Origin of the sequence: Kineosporia sp. NBRC 101677, assembly GCF_030269265.1 — a bacterium.
Taxonomy (GTDB): domain Bacteria; phylum Actinomycetota; class Actinomycetes; order Actinomycetales; family Kineosporiaceae; genus Kineosporia; species Kineosporia rhizophila.
This window is the reverse complement of sequence record NZ_BSTA01000004.1, coordinates 421,454-440,335: the sequence shown is the minus strand read 5'-3', so window position 1 is coordinate 440,335 and position 18,882 is coordinate 421,454. Positions and strand designations below refer to the sequence as shown.

At 71.8% G+C, this 18,882-nt stretch carries 17 protein-coding genes; 5 read left to right on the top strand and 12 right to left on the bottom strand.

The window, feature by feature from the left end; all coding sequences use genetic code 11:
- Positions 1-120 precede the first annotated feature (120 nt).
- On the top strand, positions 121-648 hold the full coding sequence (locus tag QSK18_RS14765) for a hypothetical protein (protein WP_285619619.1): 528 nt from the start codon (positions 121-123) through the stop codon (positions 646-648).
- On the opposite strand, the gene QSK18_RS14760 is transcribed toward QSK18_RS14765, so the two are convergent.
- The 8 genes from QSK18_RS14760 to QSK18_RS14725 form a co-directional block, all read right to left on the bottom strand.
- The gene (locus tag QSK18_RS14760) at positions 631-1,101 is read right to left on the bottom strand and encodes a VOC family protein (protein ID WP_285619617.1); all 471 of its coding nucleotides are present in this window, start codon (positions 1,099-1,101) and stop codon (positions 631-633) included. The two genes, QSK18_RS14765 and QSK18_RS14760, sit on opposite strands and share 18 nt — an antisense overlap.
- Positions 1,098-1,850 carry a 5'/3'-nucleotidase SurE gene (gene surE / locus QSK18_RS14755; RefSeq protein ID WP_285619614.1) on the bottom strand — a complete coding sequence of 251 codons (753 nt, stop codon included), beginning with the start codon at positions 1,848-1,850 and terminating at the stop codon, positions 1,098-1,100. The genes QSK18_RS14760 and surE overlap by 4 nt, the downstream gene beginning before the upstream one ends.
- Positions 1,851-1,896: 46 nt before the next feature.
- Positions 1,897-2,838, bottom strand: a complete 942-nt coding sequence (locus tag QSK18_RS14750; RefSeq protein ID WP_285619612.1) for a 1-phosphofructokinase family hexose kinase — start codon at positions 2,836-2,838, stop codon at positions 1,897-1,899.
- Between the two features lie 46 nt (positions 2,839-2,884).
- Positions 2,885-3,793 carry an alpha/beta hydrolase family protein gene (locus QSK18_RS14745; protein WP_285619610.1) on the bottom strand — a complete coding sequence of 303 codons (909 nt, stop codon included), beginning with the start codon at positions 3,791-3,793 and terminating at the stop codon, positions 2,885-2,887.
- Between the two features lie 83 nt (positions 3,794-3,876).
- Complete coding sequence (locus QSK18_RS14740) at positions 3,877-6,048, bottom strand: FtsX-like permease family protein (protein WP_285619608.1); 2,172 nt, start codon at positions 6,046-6,048, stop codon at positions 3,877-3,879.
- Entirely contained in the window at positions 6,045-9,233 is a 3,189-nt protein-coding gene (locus tag QSK18_RS14735; RefSeq protein WP_285619606.1) for an FtsX-like permease family protein, read from the bottom strand. The genes QSK18_RS14740 and QSK18_RS14735 overlap by 4 nt, the downstream gene beginning before the upstream one ends.
- Positions 9,230-9,997, bottom strand: coding sequence for an ABC transporter ATP-binding protein (locus tag QSK18_RS14730; protein WP_232811789.1), 768 nt, complete (start codon positions 9,995-9,997; stop codon positions 9,230-9,232). The genes QSK18_RS14735 and QSK18_RS14730 overlap by 4 nt, the downstream gene beginning before the upstream one ends.
- Positions 9,994-10,947, bottom strand: coding sequence for an ABC transporter ATP-binding protein (locus QSK18_RS14725; RefSeq protein ID WP_232811790.1), 954 nt, complete (start codon positions 10,945-10,947; stop codon positions 9,994-9,996). The genes QSK18_RS14730 and QSK18_RS14725 overlap by 4 nt, the downstream gene beginning before the upstream one ends.
- Positions 10,948-11,154: 207 nt before the next feature.
- Here QSK18_RS14725 and QSK18_RS14720 point away from each other — a divergent pair, with 207 nt between their 5' ends.
- The 3 genes from QSK18_RS14720 to QSK18_RS14710 all read left to right on the top strand — a co-directional run bounded on the left by QSK18_RS14720 (position 11,155) and on the right by QSK18_RS14710 (position 14,358).
- Positions 11,155-11,823 carry an alpha/beta fold hydrolase gene (locus tag QSK18_RS14720; RefSeq protein ID WP_285619603.1) on the top strand — a complete coding sequence of 223 codons (669 nt, stop codon included), beginning with the start codon at positions 11,155-11,157 and terminating at the stop codon, positions 11,821-11,823.
- A gap of 206 nt (positions 11,824-12,029) precedes the next feature.
- Entirely contained in the window at positions 12,030-12,683 is a 654-nt protein-coding gene (locus QSK18_RS14715) for a hypothetical protein (protein WP_232811792.1), read from the top strand.
- Between the two features lie 154 nt (positions 12,684-12,837).
- Entirely contained in the window at positions 12,838-14,358 is a 1,521-nt protein-coding gene (locus tag QSK18_RS14710) for a flotillin family protein (protein WP_232811793.1), read from the top strand.
- A 149-nt stretch (positions 14,359-14,507) separates the two neighbouring features.
- On the opposite strand, the gene QSK18_RS14705 is transcribed toward QSK18_RS14710, so the two are convergent.
- The 3 genes from QSK18_RS14705 to QSK18_RS14695 are packed head-to-tail and all read right to left on the bottom strand — an operon-like array spanning position 14,508 to position 17,007.
- The gene (locus QSK18_RS14705) at positions 14,508-15,683 is read right to left on the bottom strand and encodes an acyl-CoA dehydrogenase family protein (RefSeq protein ID WP_232811794.1); all 1,176 of its coding nucleotides are present in this window, start codon (positions 15,681-15,683) and stop codon (positions 14,508-14,510) included.
- A 10-nt stretch (positions 15,684-15,693) separates the two neighbouring features.
- Positions 15,694-15,924, bottom strand: coding sequence for a DUF6158 family protein (locus QSK18_RS14700; RefSeq protein WP_232811795.1), 231 nt, complete (start codon positions 15,922-15,924; stop codon positions 15,694-15,696).
- Between the two features lie 60 nt (positions 15,925-15,984).
- Positions 15,985-17,007: a DNA topoisomerase IB gene (locus tag QSK18_RS14695; protein WP_285620047.1), complete on the bottom strand. Its 1,023-nt coding sequence runs from the start codon at positions 17,005-17,007 to the stop codon at positions 15,985-15,987.
- 156 nt (positions 17,008-17,163) lie between these two features.
- On the opposite strand from QSK18_RS14695, the gene QSK18_RS14690 reads away from it, so the two are divergent.
- On the top strand, positions 17,164-18,063 hold the full coding sequence (locus QSK18_RS14690; protein WP_285619599.1) for a PfkB family carbohydrate kinase: 900 nt from the start codon (positions 17,164-17,166) through the stop codon (positions 18,061-18,063).
- Here QSK18_RS14690 and QSK18_RS14685 read toward each other — a convergent pair.
- Positions 18,047-18,877: an SDR family NAD(P)-dependent oxidoreductase gene (locus QSK18_RS14685; RefSeq protein ID WP_285619593.1), complete on the bottom strand. Its 831-nt coding sequence runs from the start codon at positions 18,875-18,877 to the stop codon at positions 18,047-18,049. The genes QSK18_RS14690 and QSK18_RS14685 overlap by 17 nt on opposite strands.
- Positions 18,878-18,882: the final 5 nt, after the last annotated feature.

The following is an 18,882-nucleotide window of genomic DNA, read 5'->3' as shown; positions in this document are numbered from 1 at the left end:
TCGCGAGTGGCCCGACCGGGTGAACCCTCGATCGGGTTGCTTGAAGTCGCTAACACCTTCGCGCGGGCGGCCGACTGGGGGCAAAATCTTTCCCCCTCATCGGAGAGCGGAGGAGCCGTCATGGAAACGGTGACCTACCCCTACGCGGGCAAGAACTCGGTCAAGAACAACGACCAGGCCCGCGCCCGGGCCAAACAGACCCTGGGGCCCGAGGTCCTGATCTCGCACATCGGCTGGGAGCACGAGGGCGGTGACACCCTGTGCGTCATCGAGTATCTCACCGAGGCCGAGGCGGCCGCACACGATCGTGCCCCGAATGCCCGCCGGGCCGTCCAGCTCAGCGGGGTCTGCGGGCCCGCCGACGTGCACAACGCCCTGATGGAGATGGGCGGCAGCGCCAGCATCCACGACGTGGCCCTGGCTCTGGACCTGGACGTGCAGTGGCTGACCAAGCAGATGGAACGGCCGCAGTGGCAACTCGAGGTCGGTGGCCAGGGCGGATTCTCGGGCGAGCACACGGTGATCACCCTGGACATGTCCACCGCTGTGCCCCTGCAGACCGCGCCGCCGCGTCCGCCGCGACGCCGGTTCCGCGCCCTGCCGGCGGTTCTGGTGGCCGCAGTGGGCCGGTCAGTACTGCGCGTCTGACCGGTTCACCAGGCAGAACTCGTTGCCGTCCGGATCTTTCAGCACCACCCAGTCGGCCCCGTCGGGCCGCTCCCACTCGGTCAGCCGGGTGGCGCCCAGCCCGACCAGACGCTCGACGTGCCGCTCCTGCTCCGCGGTGTACAGATCCAGGTGGACCCGCGCCGGTTCGGCCGGCGGGTGGTCGGTGCGCTGCAACGAGATCGGCACGCCGACCCCGGCCGGATGCACCAGTACGGTGAAGTCGGGGTCGATGTCACTGTCGCGCAGCCGGTATCCGAGGGCACGCATCCAGAACCGGACCGCCCGGCCCATGTCCCGCGTGTTGATGACGACCGCGCCGACCCGGAGGTCACCGAGGTCGTCGAGGCCGCCGGAGCGGGCGTCCTGGGTCACCCGGACCGTCTCGTCCTGCTCGGTCAGCCGCTGGGCCAGCCGCTCGTCCGGATCACTCATCCGTCCGTCCCCCCGAGCCCGGTCAGGTTCACCGCGTCGGCGACGATCGGCGGGCGCAGGGCGGTGGCGGTGGCCCAGCCCTCGCGCAGCAGGGCCACGTCGGTGCCCGGCTCCGGCTCGTCACCGATCTCGTGGAACGTGGCGGTGACGAAACCCTCACCGATCTCGCCGATCTCGGCCTGGACGGCACCGAACGAGGCCAGCGAGGCGGGTTTCAGGCCGCGCAGTTGCTCCGGAGGGATGTCCGGGACGTTGATGTTGAGTACGTAGGGGTTCTCGCAGTTCTCCAGGAACCAGGCCAGGGCCTGGTCGGTGGCCGCCCGGGCGGTGTCGAAGCGGGTGGGCCGGCCGCCGATCAGCGAGACGGCCAGGGCCGCCCGCCCCTGGGAGACCGCGGTCAGGCCGGCGCCGACGGTGCCGGAGTGCAGCACCGCCTGGCCGGTGTTGGGGCCGTGGTTGACCCCGGACAGGATGATGTCCGGCGGTTCGCCGAAAGCACCTCGTACCGCGACGAAGACGATCATCGCGGGCGAGGCGTGCACGGCCAGGGCCTCGGTGCCGGCCACCGTGGTGCGGTCGATCAGCAGGCGGCCGTCGTCCTCCAGGGCCGAGAGCATGGCGCTGGCCCCGCTGCGCTCCTCGTGCGGCGCCGCGACCGTCACGTCCAGCCCGGCCGCCAGGGCCGCCTCGGCGAGCGTGCGGATGCCCTCGCTGCCGACCCCGTCGTCATTAGTGATCAGTGCCCGCAAGCACCTCACCTCCGATGCCTAGTTCACTGGTTGCTTCGCCGATGGCTCACAGACTGCGCAGAACGACCCGCTCGCGCAGCTTCTCGATCAGTTCCCGCTCCCCGGTGGCCAGGCCGTGCCGGGTGGTGTTCAGCGTGCCCGCCGCAGCACCCAGGACCAGTGCATCCTCCAGCGCCATGCCCGCACTGGTGCCCACCGCCAGCCCGGCCGTCATCGAGTCGCCGGCGCCGCGGTGGTCGGCCCGCTCGAACGAGGGGGTCTCCACCTCGACCGCGCGATCGCCGATCAGGGCGATCGCCGGGTCTCCGGCCCTCGACACGATGACGTTCGCCGCCCCGGCCTCGCGGAGTTTCTCAGCCGCCTTGATGAGATCCTTCGGGTCCTCCGAGGAGGCGCGCCCATCGTCCAAAAGCTCTTCGTGACTGACCTTCACCACGTGCACGCCACCCGAGACCGCAGCCTCCAGGTAGTCGCCGGACAGGTCGACCACCACGGGCACCTCGTGCGACGTGAGGTCGGAGGCCAGCCGCCGGTAGGTCTCCGGCTCGATGAGGTTCTCGCCGTCCGGCCCGCCCAGCACCACGACCCCGGCGTTCAGGCCCTCGACCAGGGTGAGGTCGTAGAGCTCGTCGTGGTCGTGCCGGGAGATGGCGTAGGCGTTGTGGGTGGCCACGACCTCGCGCTCACCCTCGCGCCGGTCGTGCACGTAGGAGCCGTTGGTGTGGTTGGTCCGCAGCGGCCGGGGGATGATGCCCTCGCGCTCGATCAGCGGGATCAGCACCTCGCCGCTCTCCCCGCCGAAGGGGCCGGTGAGCCGGGTCTCGCAGCCCAGCGAAGACATCATCCGGGCGATCCAGACCCCCTGACCACCACCGTGCACGTGGATCTCGGTGTCCCCGTCGGGCCGGCCCTCGATGGTCACGGTGAGAAGGGGCGAGGGGGTGAAGACGACTCCCGTCCCCCGTCGGTCGTGCTCCGCAGCTGCCATGAGCAGATCTTGCCCGAGGAGGGGCCGGGGCGCCTGCGCAGTGGCTCTACTTCTTCTCCTCCAGCGAGGCGTTCGGGCCCACGCCGTCCTGCAGCAGAGTGGTCCACTCCGAACTGTCCAGCCCCAGTTCGTGCCGCAGGTAGGCCACGCTGACCCGCTGCACCAGGGCCACCCGCTCAGGGTTCTCGTCGGTGGTCTGGGTGTGGGCCACCCCGACGATCCCGCCCAGGGTGTGCTCACCACCGAACAGCGTCAGCAGGGCGCGGGCGCCCGGGCTGAGCCGGTACGGGTCGACGAACCAGTCCGGCCCCCGCTCGGAGAGCATCGACTGGTCCTTGTCCCCCGCCACCACCAGAGTCGGCGTGCTCAGCGCGGAGAAGTCCGGCTTCATGAAGGGGAAGTGCTCGGCCGCGAACGGGGTCAGGTCGTCGCCGACTCCCGTGGCGGCCAGCAGCAGCCCGGCCTTCACCCGGGCATCGGAGAGGTCTTCCCCCGGCCGGCCGTCGTCGTCCAGCACCCGGGCACCGAGCAGGGTGCCGACGGTCTGGCCGCCCCACGAGTGCCCGGCAGCCGCGATCCGGCCGGTGTCGACCCGGCCCGCCAGTCCGGGTACCGCCGCGATCAGGGTGTCGAGGTCGTCGAGGATACGAACCAGATCATGGACGCGGGTGCGCCAGATTGCGGGGTACCTCGGGTCTTCGGGGGTGACGGCGAGGGTGCTTGAGTCCAGGTGGGTGGGCTGGAGCACGACGAAGCCGCTCTGGGCCCAGTGGTCGGCCAGGGGCGCGTAGGCGTCGAGCGACTGGGCGAAACCGTGTGAGAACACGACCACCGGCAGGTTCTCGCCCTCGATCGGGGCGGCCACCCGGACCTGCAGGTCGTCACCCCGTTCGGGGGCGGGCAGGACGACCGGCTTCACCGAGACGATGGCTGGGGCAGTGGGGGTCTGGGACATGGAACGGTTCCTTCCGAACGCACAGCATTACCGGATCAACGTTCCACAACATACGGAACGTTGATCCGGTTACGCAAGTGGGCTCAGGCCCGCAGCACCTGCCCCAGACGTTCGCGGCGGCGCAGCGACGTCTCCACGGCGACCACCCCGGCCAGGGCCAGCAGCAGCAACACCACCGGCAGATGGGCCACCAGGGGCACGACCAGGGGCGGATCGTCGGGGCCCCCGGACAGCACCCGCAACGAGAGGAGATGCACGGCCTGCCAGGCCAGCACCCCGCCCACCGCCCAGCCCACCAGGCCGCCGACCAACGCCACCGGCAGCAACTCCCCGGCCGTGATCCAGCGCGTGTCCGAGGGGGTCAGGCCCAGAGTCCGCAGCCGGGCCTGGGTCTCGCCGCGGGCCGGAGCCGAGGCCGAGGCACCGAGCACCAGGGCCAGCACGGCCAGCAGGGTCAGCACCAGGGCCGCGGCGACCGCCAGACTCTGCACCCCGTCGGCCACTGCGGCCGGCAAAGGCTGCGCGTCCTGGAGCATCTCGGGCGGAAGGACCACGTCCTGGCCGGCCGTGGCCCGGACCGCGAGAACGAACACGCTCAGCGCCACCGTGGCCACCACGGTGATCATCGGCAGCGGGCGCGCGCCGGTGTCTGCGGCCCGGCTGGCCGCGAGCAGGGGCAGACTCCCCTCCCCCCGGGTGGCCAGTCGCAGGACGGCGCGCAGGAGAAGCGGGATCAGGCGCAGCAGCAGGACCCCCGCAGTGACCGCGAGCAGAGTGGGGGCGAAGGCGGGCAGCAGATCGGACTCCCCCGTGTCCTGGACCACGATGCCGCGCTGGCTCAACGCGGCCAGGGCGGCGACGGCGAGCAGGACCACCACGGCCTCCGCCGCGACCCGGCGCATCTGCTGGGTGATCCGCCGGTTGCGGCGCGCAGACCGGTTGGCCGGAGCGGCTTTCCGGCTGGTCGCCCGGGCCGCCTGCACCACAGCGAAAAGCGGTCCGCAGGTGGCGGCGAGCAGCAGCACCGGAACCACCCAGGCCAGGGAGAACTCACCCGCGACGAGCCACGCGAACAGCAGGCCCGCACCACCGGCCAGCAGGGTGAGCGAGACCGACTCGACCGCCAGTTCCAGGGCAAGACCCGGCAGGCCGGCCCCGCGTCGGCGGGTCGAGGTGAGAACTGCTGCGCGGCGGTGGGTCAGCAGCTCGGCGGTGAGGAACAGGGCCAGGCCCAGACCGCTGAGCACGGCCAGCAGGATCACCGTGGCCAGGCCGATGCCGACCCTGATCTGGCCGAGCGTGCGTTGCAGGACGGTGTCGAGGCCGCTGCTGTACTCCAGCGGTGGCCCGCTCTCGGCGGTCGCCGCTCCCGATTCCATCAGGACCAGCGCGTCGGTCACGCTCTGCGCGTTCTGCCGGTTCAGGGCACCGGGCTCGGGCCGGAAGACCCCGGTGAGGTTCATCCCGTCCGGGTTCACCGCCAGCCGGCCGTCGGGCAGCGACTCCGCCGACATCAGCACGGAGAAGGAACTCTGGCTGATGCCGCGGGTGTCGGTGAAGGTCTCCGGCCGGACCAGGCCGGTCTCGACCTGCCAGACGTCCTCGGCCGGGTCCTGGGGGCGGTAGACGCCGCTGACCGTGAGCTCGAGGGACTCGCGTCGGTCGTTGCCGGCGCTGATCCGGTCACCCACGCCGGCTTCGAGCAGTTCGGCGACCGGCTCGGACAGGCCGACCTGCACCGGCCAGGGCGCCAGGGTCCGGCGCACGGTCTCCTCGGCCGCGCCCGGAGCCTCACCCTTGACCCAGGTGACCCGCGGCCCCGGATCGTCGCCCGCGCCATTGGCATGGACCAAGCGGAAGCTCAGGCCCGGGGCCGGGCCGGAACTCACGTCGAAGACGGTGCTGGAGGCGCGCATCACCGGGGGCCCGAAGACCGGCTCGAGGGCCGGTGCGAGCAGGTCGTCGGCGGTGCGGCCGGTGGCCTCGACCAGCTCGGCCGAGCTCGGGTCGCGGTACCGCGGCGGATAGGGCGAGGAGGGGTCGAAACTCCCGCGCACGCTCAGCCAGGAACGGCTTCCGGCCTCCCGTGCGGCGTCCGCCAGGGCCTGGTCGGCGGCCTTCTCGATCAGCGGGGGCGTGGCCGCGGCGATCAGGACGGCCAGGAACACCACCACGGCGGTGAGGGCCAGCGGACCACGGTCGGCGCGGAGCCGGCCGCGGACGCTGGGGCCGTGCGGGAACGGGAAGCCGCTCATCGTCCGCTCCTACGGGTCCGCGCATCGGCCGCCCGTACCTGGACGTGGCCCACCACCTGGATCACCAGGAGCCCGGCCACCAGCAACGCGCTCAGCAGCAGGGCCTGCTCGGTCCAGGGCCAGCTGGGCCGGGCCGGGGGCGCCGGGGCCCCGCCCAGGTCGGACCGGACCAGCAGGGGGCCGATGAGTCCGGCGGCGACGAGACCGACCACGCCACCCGCGGCCACCAGCATGGCCAGCAGACCACCGTGCTGAGCCAGCAGCACGCCGGAGACGGTTCGTCGGGTCAGGCCCAGGGCCCGCAGCCGGGCCACCTCCAGGGCCCGCACCCGCAGGTCGGAGACCACGTGCATGACCAGCCCGCCGATCGCCAGCAGCAGGGCCGCGGGGACCAGCATGATCAGGGCGGCCGGCAGGCCGATCCGGAGCGGCCCGCGGGAGAGCTGCTGGTGGACCTGCGCCCGGGAGGTCACCTCCCCCAGCCCCAGGGCCGCCGCCGCTTCGGGGGTCTTCGCGTCGCTCACCCACCAGGCCTGGCCGATCGTCGACAGGTCGCTGCGGGTGATCAGCGCCCGGCTGAGCGAGTCCAGGTCGGCCAGCACCGCGCTCGCGCCGGGGGCCGAGGGCACCTCCGGCACGACCGAGCGGACCCGGACCGACACCGGGGTGGTGCCGACGGTGACGTTGAGCCGGCGCCCCGGGGTCGCCCCGGACACGTCGGCGAACCGCTGGGAGACCGCCACCGGCACCACCTCCTGCGGTTCGAAGCCGGTGACCACGAGATGCCCGGTCAGGAAGGTGAGGACGTCCTCGGGGACGTCGGCGCGCAGGCTGAGAACCGTGTCCTCGCCGCGGTTCGCCAACTCGCCCTGCACACCGGTGATCACGGCGTCGCCCGCGTCCTCACCGAACGAGCCGTCCATCGTCCACTGTCCCGGAGCGGTCCGCGCCCCGGGGAACCGCAGGTTCAGGTCGACCGGAACAGCGCCGAAAGCGGCTGCACCCGGGTTGGGCGGCGCGTTCAGGTCGAGGTCGAGGATCACCGCGACCACCTTGGACCCGGCCTGCGCCGGGTCGCAGCCGGAGAGTTCGTGCTTCTTGCCGTCGAGCTCGAAAACCGGCAGATAGCAGCCGATCCGCAGACCCGCCGGGTCCTGGACCACCACTCCGGGCCGGGCCGAGATCACCTGCCCGGCCCCCGACGACCCCTGGGCGACCACCTCGATCGGGCCCGGACCGGACGGCTCGAAACCGGTCACCGGGCCCGGCTCGGCCAGCTCCCGGGTCACCCCGGGCCAGGTCTTCCCCTCGGGCGGTCTCCCCCGCAGCTCGGCCGAGGCGGTGTTGACGGCGACCAGCTGGGGTGGGTCGCCGGTGCCGCCCAGCCAGTTGCCCACGATGACGTTGCGGCTCATCGCCGGTGAGACCGTGCCGCCCGTCGCTGCGGTCAGGGCCTCGCTCTGCCCCGCACGGGCCGGTCCGGTCAGGGCCACCCGCAGGTCGGTACCCACCGCCAGATCGGCCTGGTCGGCCTGCGACTGCTGCCAGGTGGCGGCGAAGGCCACCCCGAAAGTGCCCGCGGCCGAGGCCAGTACGAGCAGCAACGCGGCGGCCGCCGCCTGGGGCCGACGAGCGGCGTCGAACGCCGCCAGCGGCAGCAGAAGACGGTCGGAGCGGCGGGCGAGGCGGTCGGCCAGGAGCAGCGGCAGGCCGGTGAGGCGCACCATCAGCGCGGCCCCGGCCAGCAGGACGACGCCCGGTGCGAGGATGCGCACGACGTCGATGCCGGTCTCGCCGCCCGGCTGCACCTTCAGTTGCCAGAAGCCCACTCCGGCCAGGACGAGAAGGGCCACGTCGGCACCGGAACGGACCAGCGCGCCGGTTTCCTTCCGGCCGGCCCGGCCCGACGTCACCGGATCCGGCTGCAGCGCCGGCAGAAGCAGGACCGCGGCCAGCACGACGGAACCGGCCAGCACCACCAGCACCTGGACCAGGCTCAGACCGGGCGGTTCGGCCAGACCCGCAGCGGCCAGGTCCGGCAGCCGGGTCAGGGCGGAGTGCCCGAGCGAGGAGGCCGGGAGCGCGACCGCCGTGGCGATCAGCGCCAGCAGCAACGCCTCGCCGGCGGCCAGGCCGAGGATCTGGGCGCGACTGGCCCCCAGCGCCGCGAACAGCGCCGTGTGAGTGGCCCGGGACCGCGTGACCAGGCGTCCGGCCAGGGCCAGGGCGGAGGCCGTGAGCAGGGTGCCGAGCAGCACCACGACCAGCACGGTGGAACGGGTCGTGGCCTCCTGGGCGTGCGCCCGGTCCAGGGTCCAGGGCAACGCCGAGGCGACGCGCTGATTGCCGATCAGGTCACCGAGCAGATCGCGGTGGGTACGGTCCAGGCCGGCCAGACCGGCCGAGACCTGGTCCAGCTCGGCCACGCTCGGGCTGCTCAGGTCCGGAAGGGCGTCGGTCTGCACCCGGTCGAACATCATGCCGGTGTCCCAGAGCGTGGGCAGATCGACCAGGAGCGGCCCGTAGGCCCGCACCGGGTAGGGGAACCCGGCTTCGAGCGCCGGGTCGACCCCGGCGGCCTCCAGCGGGTCGCGGTCCCAGCCGGCGTCCGGCCGGGGCGCCACCACCCCGGTGACGACGAGCTCGGTACTCAGCACCTGGTCGCGTCGGCCGGTGGTGGCCTGTCGGCCCAGGTGCACCCGGTCACCCGGTTCCAGCCCCATCGCCTGGGCGGTGGCCTCGAGCACCACGGCCGGCAGCTCACCGTCGGCCGGTTCCCCCGGCCACTTCCCGCTGAGCAGTTCCGTCGCCTGCTGGAGATCGCTCAGCCCGGAAAGGTACGCGACCTGCGGGTCGGTCCCCCGCCGCAGCACCTCGCGCATGGAGCTCGAGGCCCGGGTGCGGACGTCCGGCTCCCCGAGCGGGGACAGCGTGCGGGTGAGCAGTTCCTCGGTCCGGCGGGTGGCCTCGGCACCGTTCTCGCCGGGGACGTCGGTGAGGTAGGCGGTCACCTCGGCCTCCTCCGGCTCCACCCGGGCCAGGCCGGACGACAGGGCGCGGTCGGCGGAGCCGGTCAGCAGCCGGGTCGAGACCCCGAGCAGGGTGGCCCCGATCACGACCACCGCGACCACCGCGGCCAGGAGCGGCCAGGACGCCGCGGCCCGGCGGGCCAGCAGGGTGATCATGCCTCGGTCTTCTGGAGCACGTCCTCGGCGATCTGGCCGTCGGAGATCCGCAGCACCCGGTCGGCCAGACGCATCATCACCTCGTCGTGGGTGGAGATCAGCGCCGTCACTCCCTCGGACTCGACCACCCCGCGCAGGAGGGCCATCACCGAAAGGCCGGTCTCGGCGTCCAGCTGACCGGTCGGCTCGTCGGCCACCAGGAGCCGCGGCGAAGCCGCGAGCGCGCGGGCGATGGCCACCCGCTGCTGCTGGCCGCCGGAAAGTTCGTCGGGACGCTGCTCGGCGTGTGCCTGCAGGCCCACCAGTTCCAGCAAGAGGGCGACCCGACGTTCACGTTCGGCGCGCGGGGTACGCCGCATCCGCAGGGGTACCCCGACGTTCTCGGCCGCCGAGAGCACCGGCACCAGGCCGAAGGTCTGGAACACATAGGCCACGCCGTCGCGCCGCAACCGGCTCCGGCCGGCCTCGTCCAGGCCGGTGACGTCGGTCCCCTCCAGCCGGATCTCACCGGCATCGGGCGAGTCCAGCCCGCCGACCAGGTTCAGCAGCGTGGTCTTGCCCGATCCGGAACGCCCGACCAGGGCCACCATCGTGCCGGGCTGCACGTCGAACGAGACATCTTTCAGAGCATGGACGGCGCCCGCACCAGTTCCGTAGGAACGGCTGACACCCCGCAGACTCAGGATGGGCGGCTGCGCCGCGTCCACCCGTCCTCCGGTCTCGGAGGAAGGCGACCCGCCCTGACCGTTCTGCTTCTCGCTCATGCGTTTTCACCCAGGCTCTTCGAGTCGGCCGGGGAGGTCTCCACCTGGTCGGGGCGGATGCTCACGTGGTCACCCTCGAGCGCCAGCCGCACGCGACGGGTCAGGTTCAGCGCCTCGCGGTAGTCCTTGGGCACCTGCACCCGCCCGGCCCGGTCCATCACCGCGTACTCCTCGTGGACCACTTCGTCGTCCCCGTTCTCCGCGGTGGAGGTGCGCCGCAGCACCTCGCTGCTGGTGCGCCCGTCTCGGATCGCCACCGTGCGCTCCACCTGCCCGCTGACGTCCGGATCGTGGGTGACCACCACGATCGTGACCCCGAGCTTCTTGTTCACGTCTCGCAACACCTCGAACACCTGGGCCGAGGTGGCGGTGTCGAGCTCGCCCGTGGGCTCGTCGGCGAGCAGCACCTGAGGTTCGTTGGCCAGCGCCACCGCGATGGACACCCGCATCTGCTCTCCGCCGGACATCTGCCCGGGGTAGCGGTCGGCGCAGTGCTTGACCCCGACCGCCTCCAACAGCGAGTTCACCCGCTGCGCGCGCAGTTTGCGGGGCACCCGGGCCAGGGTCATGGGCAGGTCGACGACCTGGGCGGCCGTCAGGTACGGGATCAGGTTCTGCGCGGTCTGCTGGCGCACGTAACCCACGGTCTGGCGCCGGTAACGCAACCGGTCGCGGGCGGACATGTCCAGCAGGTCCCAGCCCGCCACCCGGGCCCGGCCCGCGGTCGGGGCGTCGATTCCGGCCAGCAGCGACAGCAGGGTGGACTTGCCCGACCCGGACGCGCCCACCAGAGCGATCATCTCGCCCGCGTCGACCAGCAGGTCGAGCCCCTGCAGGGCCTGGACCTCGATCGAGCCGGTCTGGTAGATCCGGACCAGGCTGTCGCAGACGATCAGCGCATCCTGGCCGAAGACCTCCGCACCACGCGCCGCTGTTCCGACCTCAGGCACCCAATTCCCTCTCCACCATGAGCAGGACGAGCCGACGGTTCGCCCGGGCGGCGGATCCTGAGTCAGCAGCGCAGTGGTACCGCAGCCCGGCCCGGCCCGTCAATGTAGGCAGTTCAGGCCGGTTTACCGGATCGTGACCCGCCAAACTGTCGGACCTGCCGCCTAGATTGGGCCTGACCAGAAAGCTTCGGCCTTGGGGAGGCTCACGTGACCACCTTCATCCTGGTTCCCGGCGCCTGGCACGGCGGCTGGTGGTGGCAGCCGGTGGTCGAGCGCCTGACCGCCGCCGGCCATCGGGCCGTCCCGGTCACACCGGCCGGTCTGGCCGAGGGCGACGAGCTCGCCGGGCAGCGGGCGATCAATCTGGACACGCACGTGCAGCAGGTGCTCGACCAGGCCCGGGCGACCGGGCAGGACGATCTGGTCCTGGTCGGGCACAGCTACGGGGGCTCGGTGATCAACCAGGTCGCCGACCAGGTCCCGCAGCAGATCGCGGCGCTGGTGCACCTGGACTCGGACGTGCTGGAGAACGGCGAGAGCTGCTACACCTTCACCACCCCGGCCAACCGCGAGTACTTCCTCGAGGCGGTCACCCCCGACGGCCTGGGCGTGGCTCCCCTGCCGTTCTTCGACGAACGCGCCCGCCCCCACCCGCTGGCCACCCTGCTCCAGCCCACGCGACTGAGCGGGGCCTGGAAGACGGTGCCGGTGAAACACTTCGTAGCCGCGCTGGAGACGCCAGGTGGCCTGCAGGCCCCCGAAAGCATGCGCCGCGTCAGCGAAGACCCGGCCTGGCGCTACGAGGAATGGCCGGTGCGTCACAACGTGCTCGCCGAGGGGCCCGAGCGGGTGACAGACCTGCTGCTGCGCCTCTGACGACGAGGTCCGCAGATCACTTGCACGATCACATGCAACACACAGGCTGACTTATGCGTCTGCTGAATGCTGGGCCGGTACCCACCGGCCAAGTCAGGTGAGCGAGGCCTGCGCCGAGCCCTCCAGCCCCACGCTGTTCCGCACCACGCCCTGCCCGCACCAGACCCATGCCACGCCAGCCAGGTTCAGGAGGATCGCTCGTCGTCATGCCGGACTCGCAGATCATTTTCATCGCGGTTGGCGCGACGGGATTCCTGGTTCTTCTCCTGAGCGTGCTGCTCGGCGAACTGGGTGGGGCCGACGGAGAACCCGGGCACGACAGCGGTTTCTCGGCCGGCGACGCGGGCGCGGACCTCGGCGGTGAAGTAGCTGAGGCGGGCGGCCTGGATGCCGACGCCTCGGCCGACGCCGGTGGCGTCATCCCGGAAGGGTCTGCCGCTCTCGATGCGCCCACCTGGTTCAGCATCCGGGTCCTGGCGATCTCGCTCGTCGGCTTCGGGGCGGCCGGCTTCATCGCCGCCTACAGCGGTGTCCCCGCCCTGCTGGCCTGGCCCATCGCCGGTGCGGCCTTCCTGGCCACCGGTGCGGCCACCCACCAGTTCATCCTCAAACCCCTCGGCCGCCAGCAGTACAACTCGCTCACCAGCCGCTACGGCTGGATCGGGCGGCCCGCCGTGGTCACCCTCGACATCCTTCCGCACGGCACCGGCCAGGTGACCTTCCACGACCGGCAGGGCGCCCGGATCACCCAGACGGCGTCTTCCGACCTGGGCGAGGGTGTGCCGAAGGGCTCGGCCGTGACCATCACCGACCTGAAACCGGGCGGTGTCGTGGTGCACCGCAGCTCCTTCTCGAACTGAGCCGCATCCGGCGCCCGGGCGACTACGACGGCCTGAAACTGCCGGCAGTGCACTCGACGGCCGTGAGATCCCATGGCCACCGGCCCCGGAAGCTCGGGCCTCCGCAAAGCCCTCCCCCAGCTCCTCCCCCACCCCCTACAAAGGAAAGCCCTCAATGAACGAAATCTCCCCCATCGCGTGGGCCGTGGCCGCAGTGGTCATCGCCTTCCTGCTGCTGGCGGTCCTGTACGCCAAGAACTACGTGAAGGTGCCGCCGAACATGGTGGCCGTGTTCACCGGCCGGGGCCGGCCCAAGATCGTGCGCGGTGGGGCCCGGTTCCGGGTGCCCGTGCTCGAGCGGGTCGACTTCATGAGCCTGGAGCCGTTCAACATCCAGGTCTCGGTCGGCTCCGCGATCTCCAGCAACGGCGTCGGTATCGCCGTCGACGTGGTCTCCCTGGTGCGTTTCGGCTCCACCGACGAGGCGATCGAGACCGGTACCCAGCGCTTCCTCACCGCCAACCGCGAGGAACTGCGGCACCAGCTCACCGAGATCATCGCCGGTAACATGCGCGCGATCTGCGCCAAGATGACCGTCGAGGACCTGAACAGCAACCGCGACCAGCTGACCCGCTCGGTCGCCGAGGAGGCCGGCGCCGCCCTGGCCTCGATCGGGATGGAGCTCGACGTCCTCACCGTCCAGGACGTGCGGGACAAGAACGGCTACATCGAGTCGCTGGGCCGTAAGCGGATCGCCGAGGTGCGCCGCGACGCCGAGGTCGGCGAGGCCCAGGCCCGCCGGGACGCCCGCATCGCCGCCGCCGAGGCCGACCAGCAGGGCCGTACCGCCGAGGCCAAGTCGCAGGAGGCGATCGCCGAGGCGCAGCGTCAGCTGTCGATGAAGCAGGCCGAGATCGACACCGAGGTCAACGCCGCCCAGGCGCGTGCCGCGCAGGCCGGTCCGCTGGCCGAGGCGGAGGCCGAGCGGGCGGTCGTGCTGGCCGGGATCGACACCGAGCGCCAGCGCACCGAGCGGCAGATCTCGGTCGAGGAGCAGCGCGCCGCCCAGCGCAAGAAGGCGCTCGAGGCCGACGTGATCGCCCCGGCTGAGGCCGAGCGGCAGGCGGCCGAGCGCCGGGCCGAGGGTCAGAAGGCCGTCACCATCGCCAACGCCGAGGCGCAGGCGCGTCAGCGGGAGCTCGCGGGTGAGGCCGACCTGAAGGCCCGTACCGCCGGCGCCGCCGCCTTCCAGCGTGAGGGTACGGCGCAGGCCGAGGTGGAGAAGGCGAAGATGCTGGCGGCGGCCGAGGGTCAGCGGCAGCAGCTGCTGGCCGAGGCCGAGGGTCAGAAGGAGCTGGCGGCCGCGCTCAGCGCGTTCAACGACGAGGCCGCGCGGCTGCGGGTGCTGCCCGACCTGATCGAGGCCCTGCCCAAGATCGCCCGCGAGGTGGCGGCGCCGATGGCCAACATCAAGAACCTGACGGTGCTCAGCAACGGTGGCGCCGACAGCAACGACGCGCTCAACAAGGTGGCCGGTTCGGTGCCCGCGCTGCTGCTGCAGGTGCTGGAGACGGCCAAGGCCGGCGGGCTGGACCTGGGTCAGCTGCTCGGTGGGAACACCGACCCGCTCGAGCCGCGGCACTCGGTGAACGGTGCCCCGCAGACCAGGGAGACAAAACCCGACCTCACAGCCTGAGCTAACCCACGGCCCGAGGTACACCGCTCAAGCTGCCCCACAGCCCAAGGCGACCCAGGGGCCTGACGTACTCGCGGCCGCGAAGGTGCCCCACAGACCGGGGTGCCGGTTCGTAGCGAACCGGCACCCCGCGTCCTTCAATTACCCAACTAGACCAGCGCGCTCACGCCGGTCACCGCCCGCCCGACGATGAGGCTGTTGATCTCCCGCGTGCCCTCGTAGGAGTACAGCGCCTCGGCGTCGGCGACGAACCGGCCGATGTCGTAGTCGAGCACGATCCCGTTGCCCGCCAGCAGTTCCCGGGCCCAGCCGACCACCTCCCGCATCCGGGTGGTGCAGTAGGCCTTGGCCAGGGCGGAGTGCTCGTCGCGGAACGTGCCCTCCTCCTGCAGCTGGGCCAGCCGCACCACCATGCCCAGACAGGCGGTGGTGTTGCCGAGCATCCGCACCAGCAGGTCCTGGACCAGCTGGAAGCCCGCTATCGGGCGGCCGAACTGCTGGCGCTCCTTGCTGTACTGCAGCGCGATCTCGTAGGCCGCCATCATGACGCCGACCGCTTCCCAGGCCACCCCGCTGCGGGTGCGGCGCAGCACACCCGCCGTGTCGCGGAACGAGGTGGCTCCGGTCAGCCGGTTGCTCTCCGGCACCCGGCAGCCCTCCAGCGTGATGTCGGCGTTCTCGACGATCCGCAGGGCGATCTTGTTCTGGATCTTGCGGGTGGTCAGGCCGGGCGTGCCCTTCTCCACCACGAAGCCCTTCACCTTGCCGTCCTCGGTGTCGCGGGCCCAGACCACGATCAGGTCGGCGAACGTGGCGTTCCCGATCCAGCGCTTGGCCCCGTCGAGCACCCACTCCTCGCCCTCGCGGCGGGCGGTGGTGCGCATGCCCCCGGCGATGTCCGAACCGCTCTCGGGCTCGGTGAGGGCGAAGGCGCCGATCTTCTCCATCCGCGACATCGCGGGCAGCCAGCGTTCCTTCTGCTCGGCCGAGGCGCAGGCGGTGATGCTGCCCATCGCCAGGCCGGTGTGCACCCCGAAGAAGGTGGCGACCGAGGCGTCGGCGCGGGCCAGCTCCAGGGCCAGGAACCCGTTCAGCAGGCTGCGCTGCGGCTCCCCGGCCGACAGCGGGTGCGCCAGCCCGGCGATGTCCAGGCCGGCGAAGCCCTTGATCAGCTGGTGCGGGAACTCGGCCCGGCCCCAGTAGTCGTTGGCGATCGGCCGGACCTCGGTGTCGAGGAAGGCCCGGACCCGCTCCAGCACCTCCCGGTCGTCCTCGTCGAGGAGCGCCTCGAACTGGTACAGGTCACCGGTGAGCAGTTCGGACATGCGGCACTCCTTACTCGCGGCGCCCCGCGCGGGTGCGGGCCGGGTCGGGGGCCGCGTCGTCCGGGAAGCGGCGCAGGAACTCCTGTTCCAGCTCCAGCATGCGCCGGGTGTGTACCTCGAACGCGTCCTCCGTACCGTTCAGCATGACCTCGTGCCGGGTCTCGTGCAGGCGCGCGACCTCGCGGCGCAGGTCGTCGTCGGAGAGTTCGGCACCGGGTACGCCCTGGGATTCAGTGGTCATGCCTACCGGTCTAGCAGCTCGGTCACGATCCGCATCCGCTTCCGGCACCACCCGTTCGGCTCAGCCCCGCACCCCGCGCAGCAACCGCAGGACGGCTCGTTCGACCGACTCGTCGGCGCTCAGCTGTTCCGGCGCGCACCGTCGGGCCGCCCGGGCCACGGCGGCCCGGACGGTGGTGCCCTGCTGGAACCCGGCCACCACCCGGGGATCCACGTAGGAGGCGCGGCAGACCGCGGGGGTGTTGCCCAGTTGCTCCGAAACCTCCCGCATCACCCGGGAAACCGCTCGCTTCGCGGCCGTTGCCGAGGTCGGGCCCTCCAACCCGGCGAAGGCGATGGCGGCCAGAACGGTGGCGTGCCAGGTACGGAAGTCCTTGGCCGAGGCGTCCCGCGCCACCACCGCTTTCACGTAGTGACTGATGTCGGTGCTGCCCAGGTCGACCCACGACCGGTCGCGGTGCCAGGCCAGCAGCTCCTCTCCTCCGCCGCGCCGCCGCTTCAGCGTGCTCACCGCGTCCGCGATCGGCTCGTCGCTGATCGAGAACACCCGATGCACACCGGACTTGGCCGGGTAGGAGAACTCCACCACCCCACCGCGTCGGACCCGGACGTGTTCCCGGCGCAGGGTGGCCAGGCCGAAGCTGTTGTTCTCCTCGGCGTAGGCCTCACCCCCGATCCGGAAGAGGCCCACGTCGAGCAGCCGGAAGGCGATGGCCAGCGCCCGTTCCCGGGGCATGCCGGGCATCTCGAGGTGCTCCGCCACCCGCAGCCGGGCAGTGGGCAGCCGACGGGCGAAGTCCAGGACCTTGACGTGCTTGTCGGCATCCCGGCTCTCACGCCACTGCGGGTGGTAGAGGTACTGACGGCGTCCGGCCGCGTCGGTGCCCACGGCCTGCAGATGTCCGTTCGGCCAGGGACAGATCCAGACATCCTGCCAGGCGGGTGGAATGACCAGGTCGCGGATCCGCTGCACCTGCTCGGCCTCGGCCAGCCGGACGCGCTGCTCGTCCAGGTAGACAAAACCCTTGCCGCTACGGCGACGGGTCCAGCCCGGCCGTTCCGGAGAACTGCGCCGGAGCCTCATCGGCACCGCGCAGAACGCTGCTTGTGGCACAGAAACATCCTGCGTCTCCTACCGTCTCGGACTGCCACCCCATCATCCGGGCCGTTCCCGGGCGCGCCAACGCAGAGGGCGCCCTAGGGTGGCCGGAAAAGCCCGGCGACACGGAGGTTCCCCCGGATGCCCACCGAGCTCGACGTAGCCGTCCTCGGACAGATCGGCCGCGACCTGGTGCTGCAGGTGCAGGAGTGGCCAGAGCCCGGCGGAGCTGCCCCGGCCGGTCGACGTCTGGAGATGCTCGGCGGCAAGGGCGCCAACCAGGCTGTCGGGATGGCGCAGCTCGGGCTCTCGGTCGGGCTCGTCGCCGTGGTGGGCGACGACCGCACCGGTGAGGAGGTGCTCGCGGCGGCCGCGTCCGACGGCATCGACGTGAGTTCGGTGGTGCGGCGCTCGTCCACCTCCACCGCCCTGCTACTGGACCTGGTGGAGGAAGGTGGTCATCGGCGACTGGTCGAGGACGTGCCGGAGGGCACCCTGCTGACCCCCGAGGACATCGCCTACTTGCTGCCCTCCGTGCTTGCCGCCTCCACCGTGGTGCTGCAGATGCAGCAACCCGCCGAATCGATGACGATCGCGGCCCGGGCAGCGAGAGCGGCCGGCCGGCGGATCGTGCTGGACGGCGCCGTACCGAACGCTGAACTTCTGGCGCTGGCCGACGTACTGCGGGCCGATGAGGAAGAGGCGTCGTCGATGGTGGACGACTTCGAGGATCCGGTTCGGGCCGCGACCGAACTGCAGCAACGGCACGCCTTGGAGCTGGTGGTGCTGGCTGCAGGCAAGGCCGGCAATGCGGTGGCCTGGCCCGGCGGTCAGGCTCTGCTACCTCTGGAGGACGACGCCGTGGTCGACCAGACCGGCGCTGGTGACGCCTGGATCGCAGGCCTGACGGCCGGTCTCGTCCGAGGGCTGAACCACCGGGCCGCGGCCGAACTGGGTGCCTCGGCGGCCGAACGAACGGTTCAGCGGCTGGGCGGGCGGCCTGACCTGACCTCGTTGCTGGCCTCTACACGTCGGTGGTGAGGGCCAGCGCCTTGCCCGCCTCCACCTCGGCCCGCAGCGTGTCCAGGCGACCGCCGGCCAGGGCGTAGGAGTCGGAGCCGAGCAGCTGGTGCAGCGGCGCGTCGCCCCGTTCCACCACCTCGACGATCGCGGCCGCCACCTTCACCGGGTCACCGAGCTGGGTGCCGGGCATGGCCTGGTGCTGGGCGATCATCTCCCGGACGGCCTCGTACCCCTCCACCGGCGCCTGCGGCAGGGCCAGGGAACCGGCCCGCAGGAAGTCGGTGCGCACGTAGCCGGGCTCGACCAGGTTGACCCGGATGCCCAGGTGGGCGACCTCGGCGGCGAGCGAGTCGGTCAGGCCCTCCAGGGCGAACTTGCCCGCGGTGTACAGGCCCCACCCGGGGAACGGGACCAGGCCGACGATCGAGGAGACGTTCACGATGTGCCCGGCCCGGGCGGTCCGCATCTGCGGCAGGACCGCGCGCAGCACGTTCCAGACGCCGAAGACCTGCACGTCGAACATCTTCCGGACCTCGGCGTCGGAGATCTCCTCGACCGCGCCGAGGTGGCCGTAGCCGGCATTGTTCACCACCACGTCGAGGCCGCCGAACCGCTCGGTCACGGCCGCCACCGCCTCGCCGACCTGCTTCTCGTCGGCCAGGTCGATCTCCAGCGGCAGCAGGCGGGGCCAGTCGGCGCTGCCACCCAGGGCCTGGTCGAGCCGCTCGGCCGAGCGGGTGGTCGCCGCCACGTTCTCGCCGCGCTCGAGCAGGGTGCGGACCAGTTCCAGGCCGATTCCGCGGGATGCGCCGGTGACGAGCCAGGTGGACATGAGAA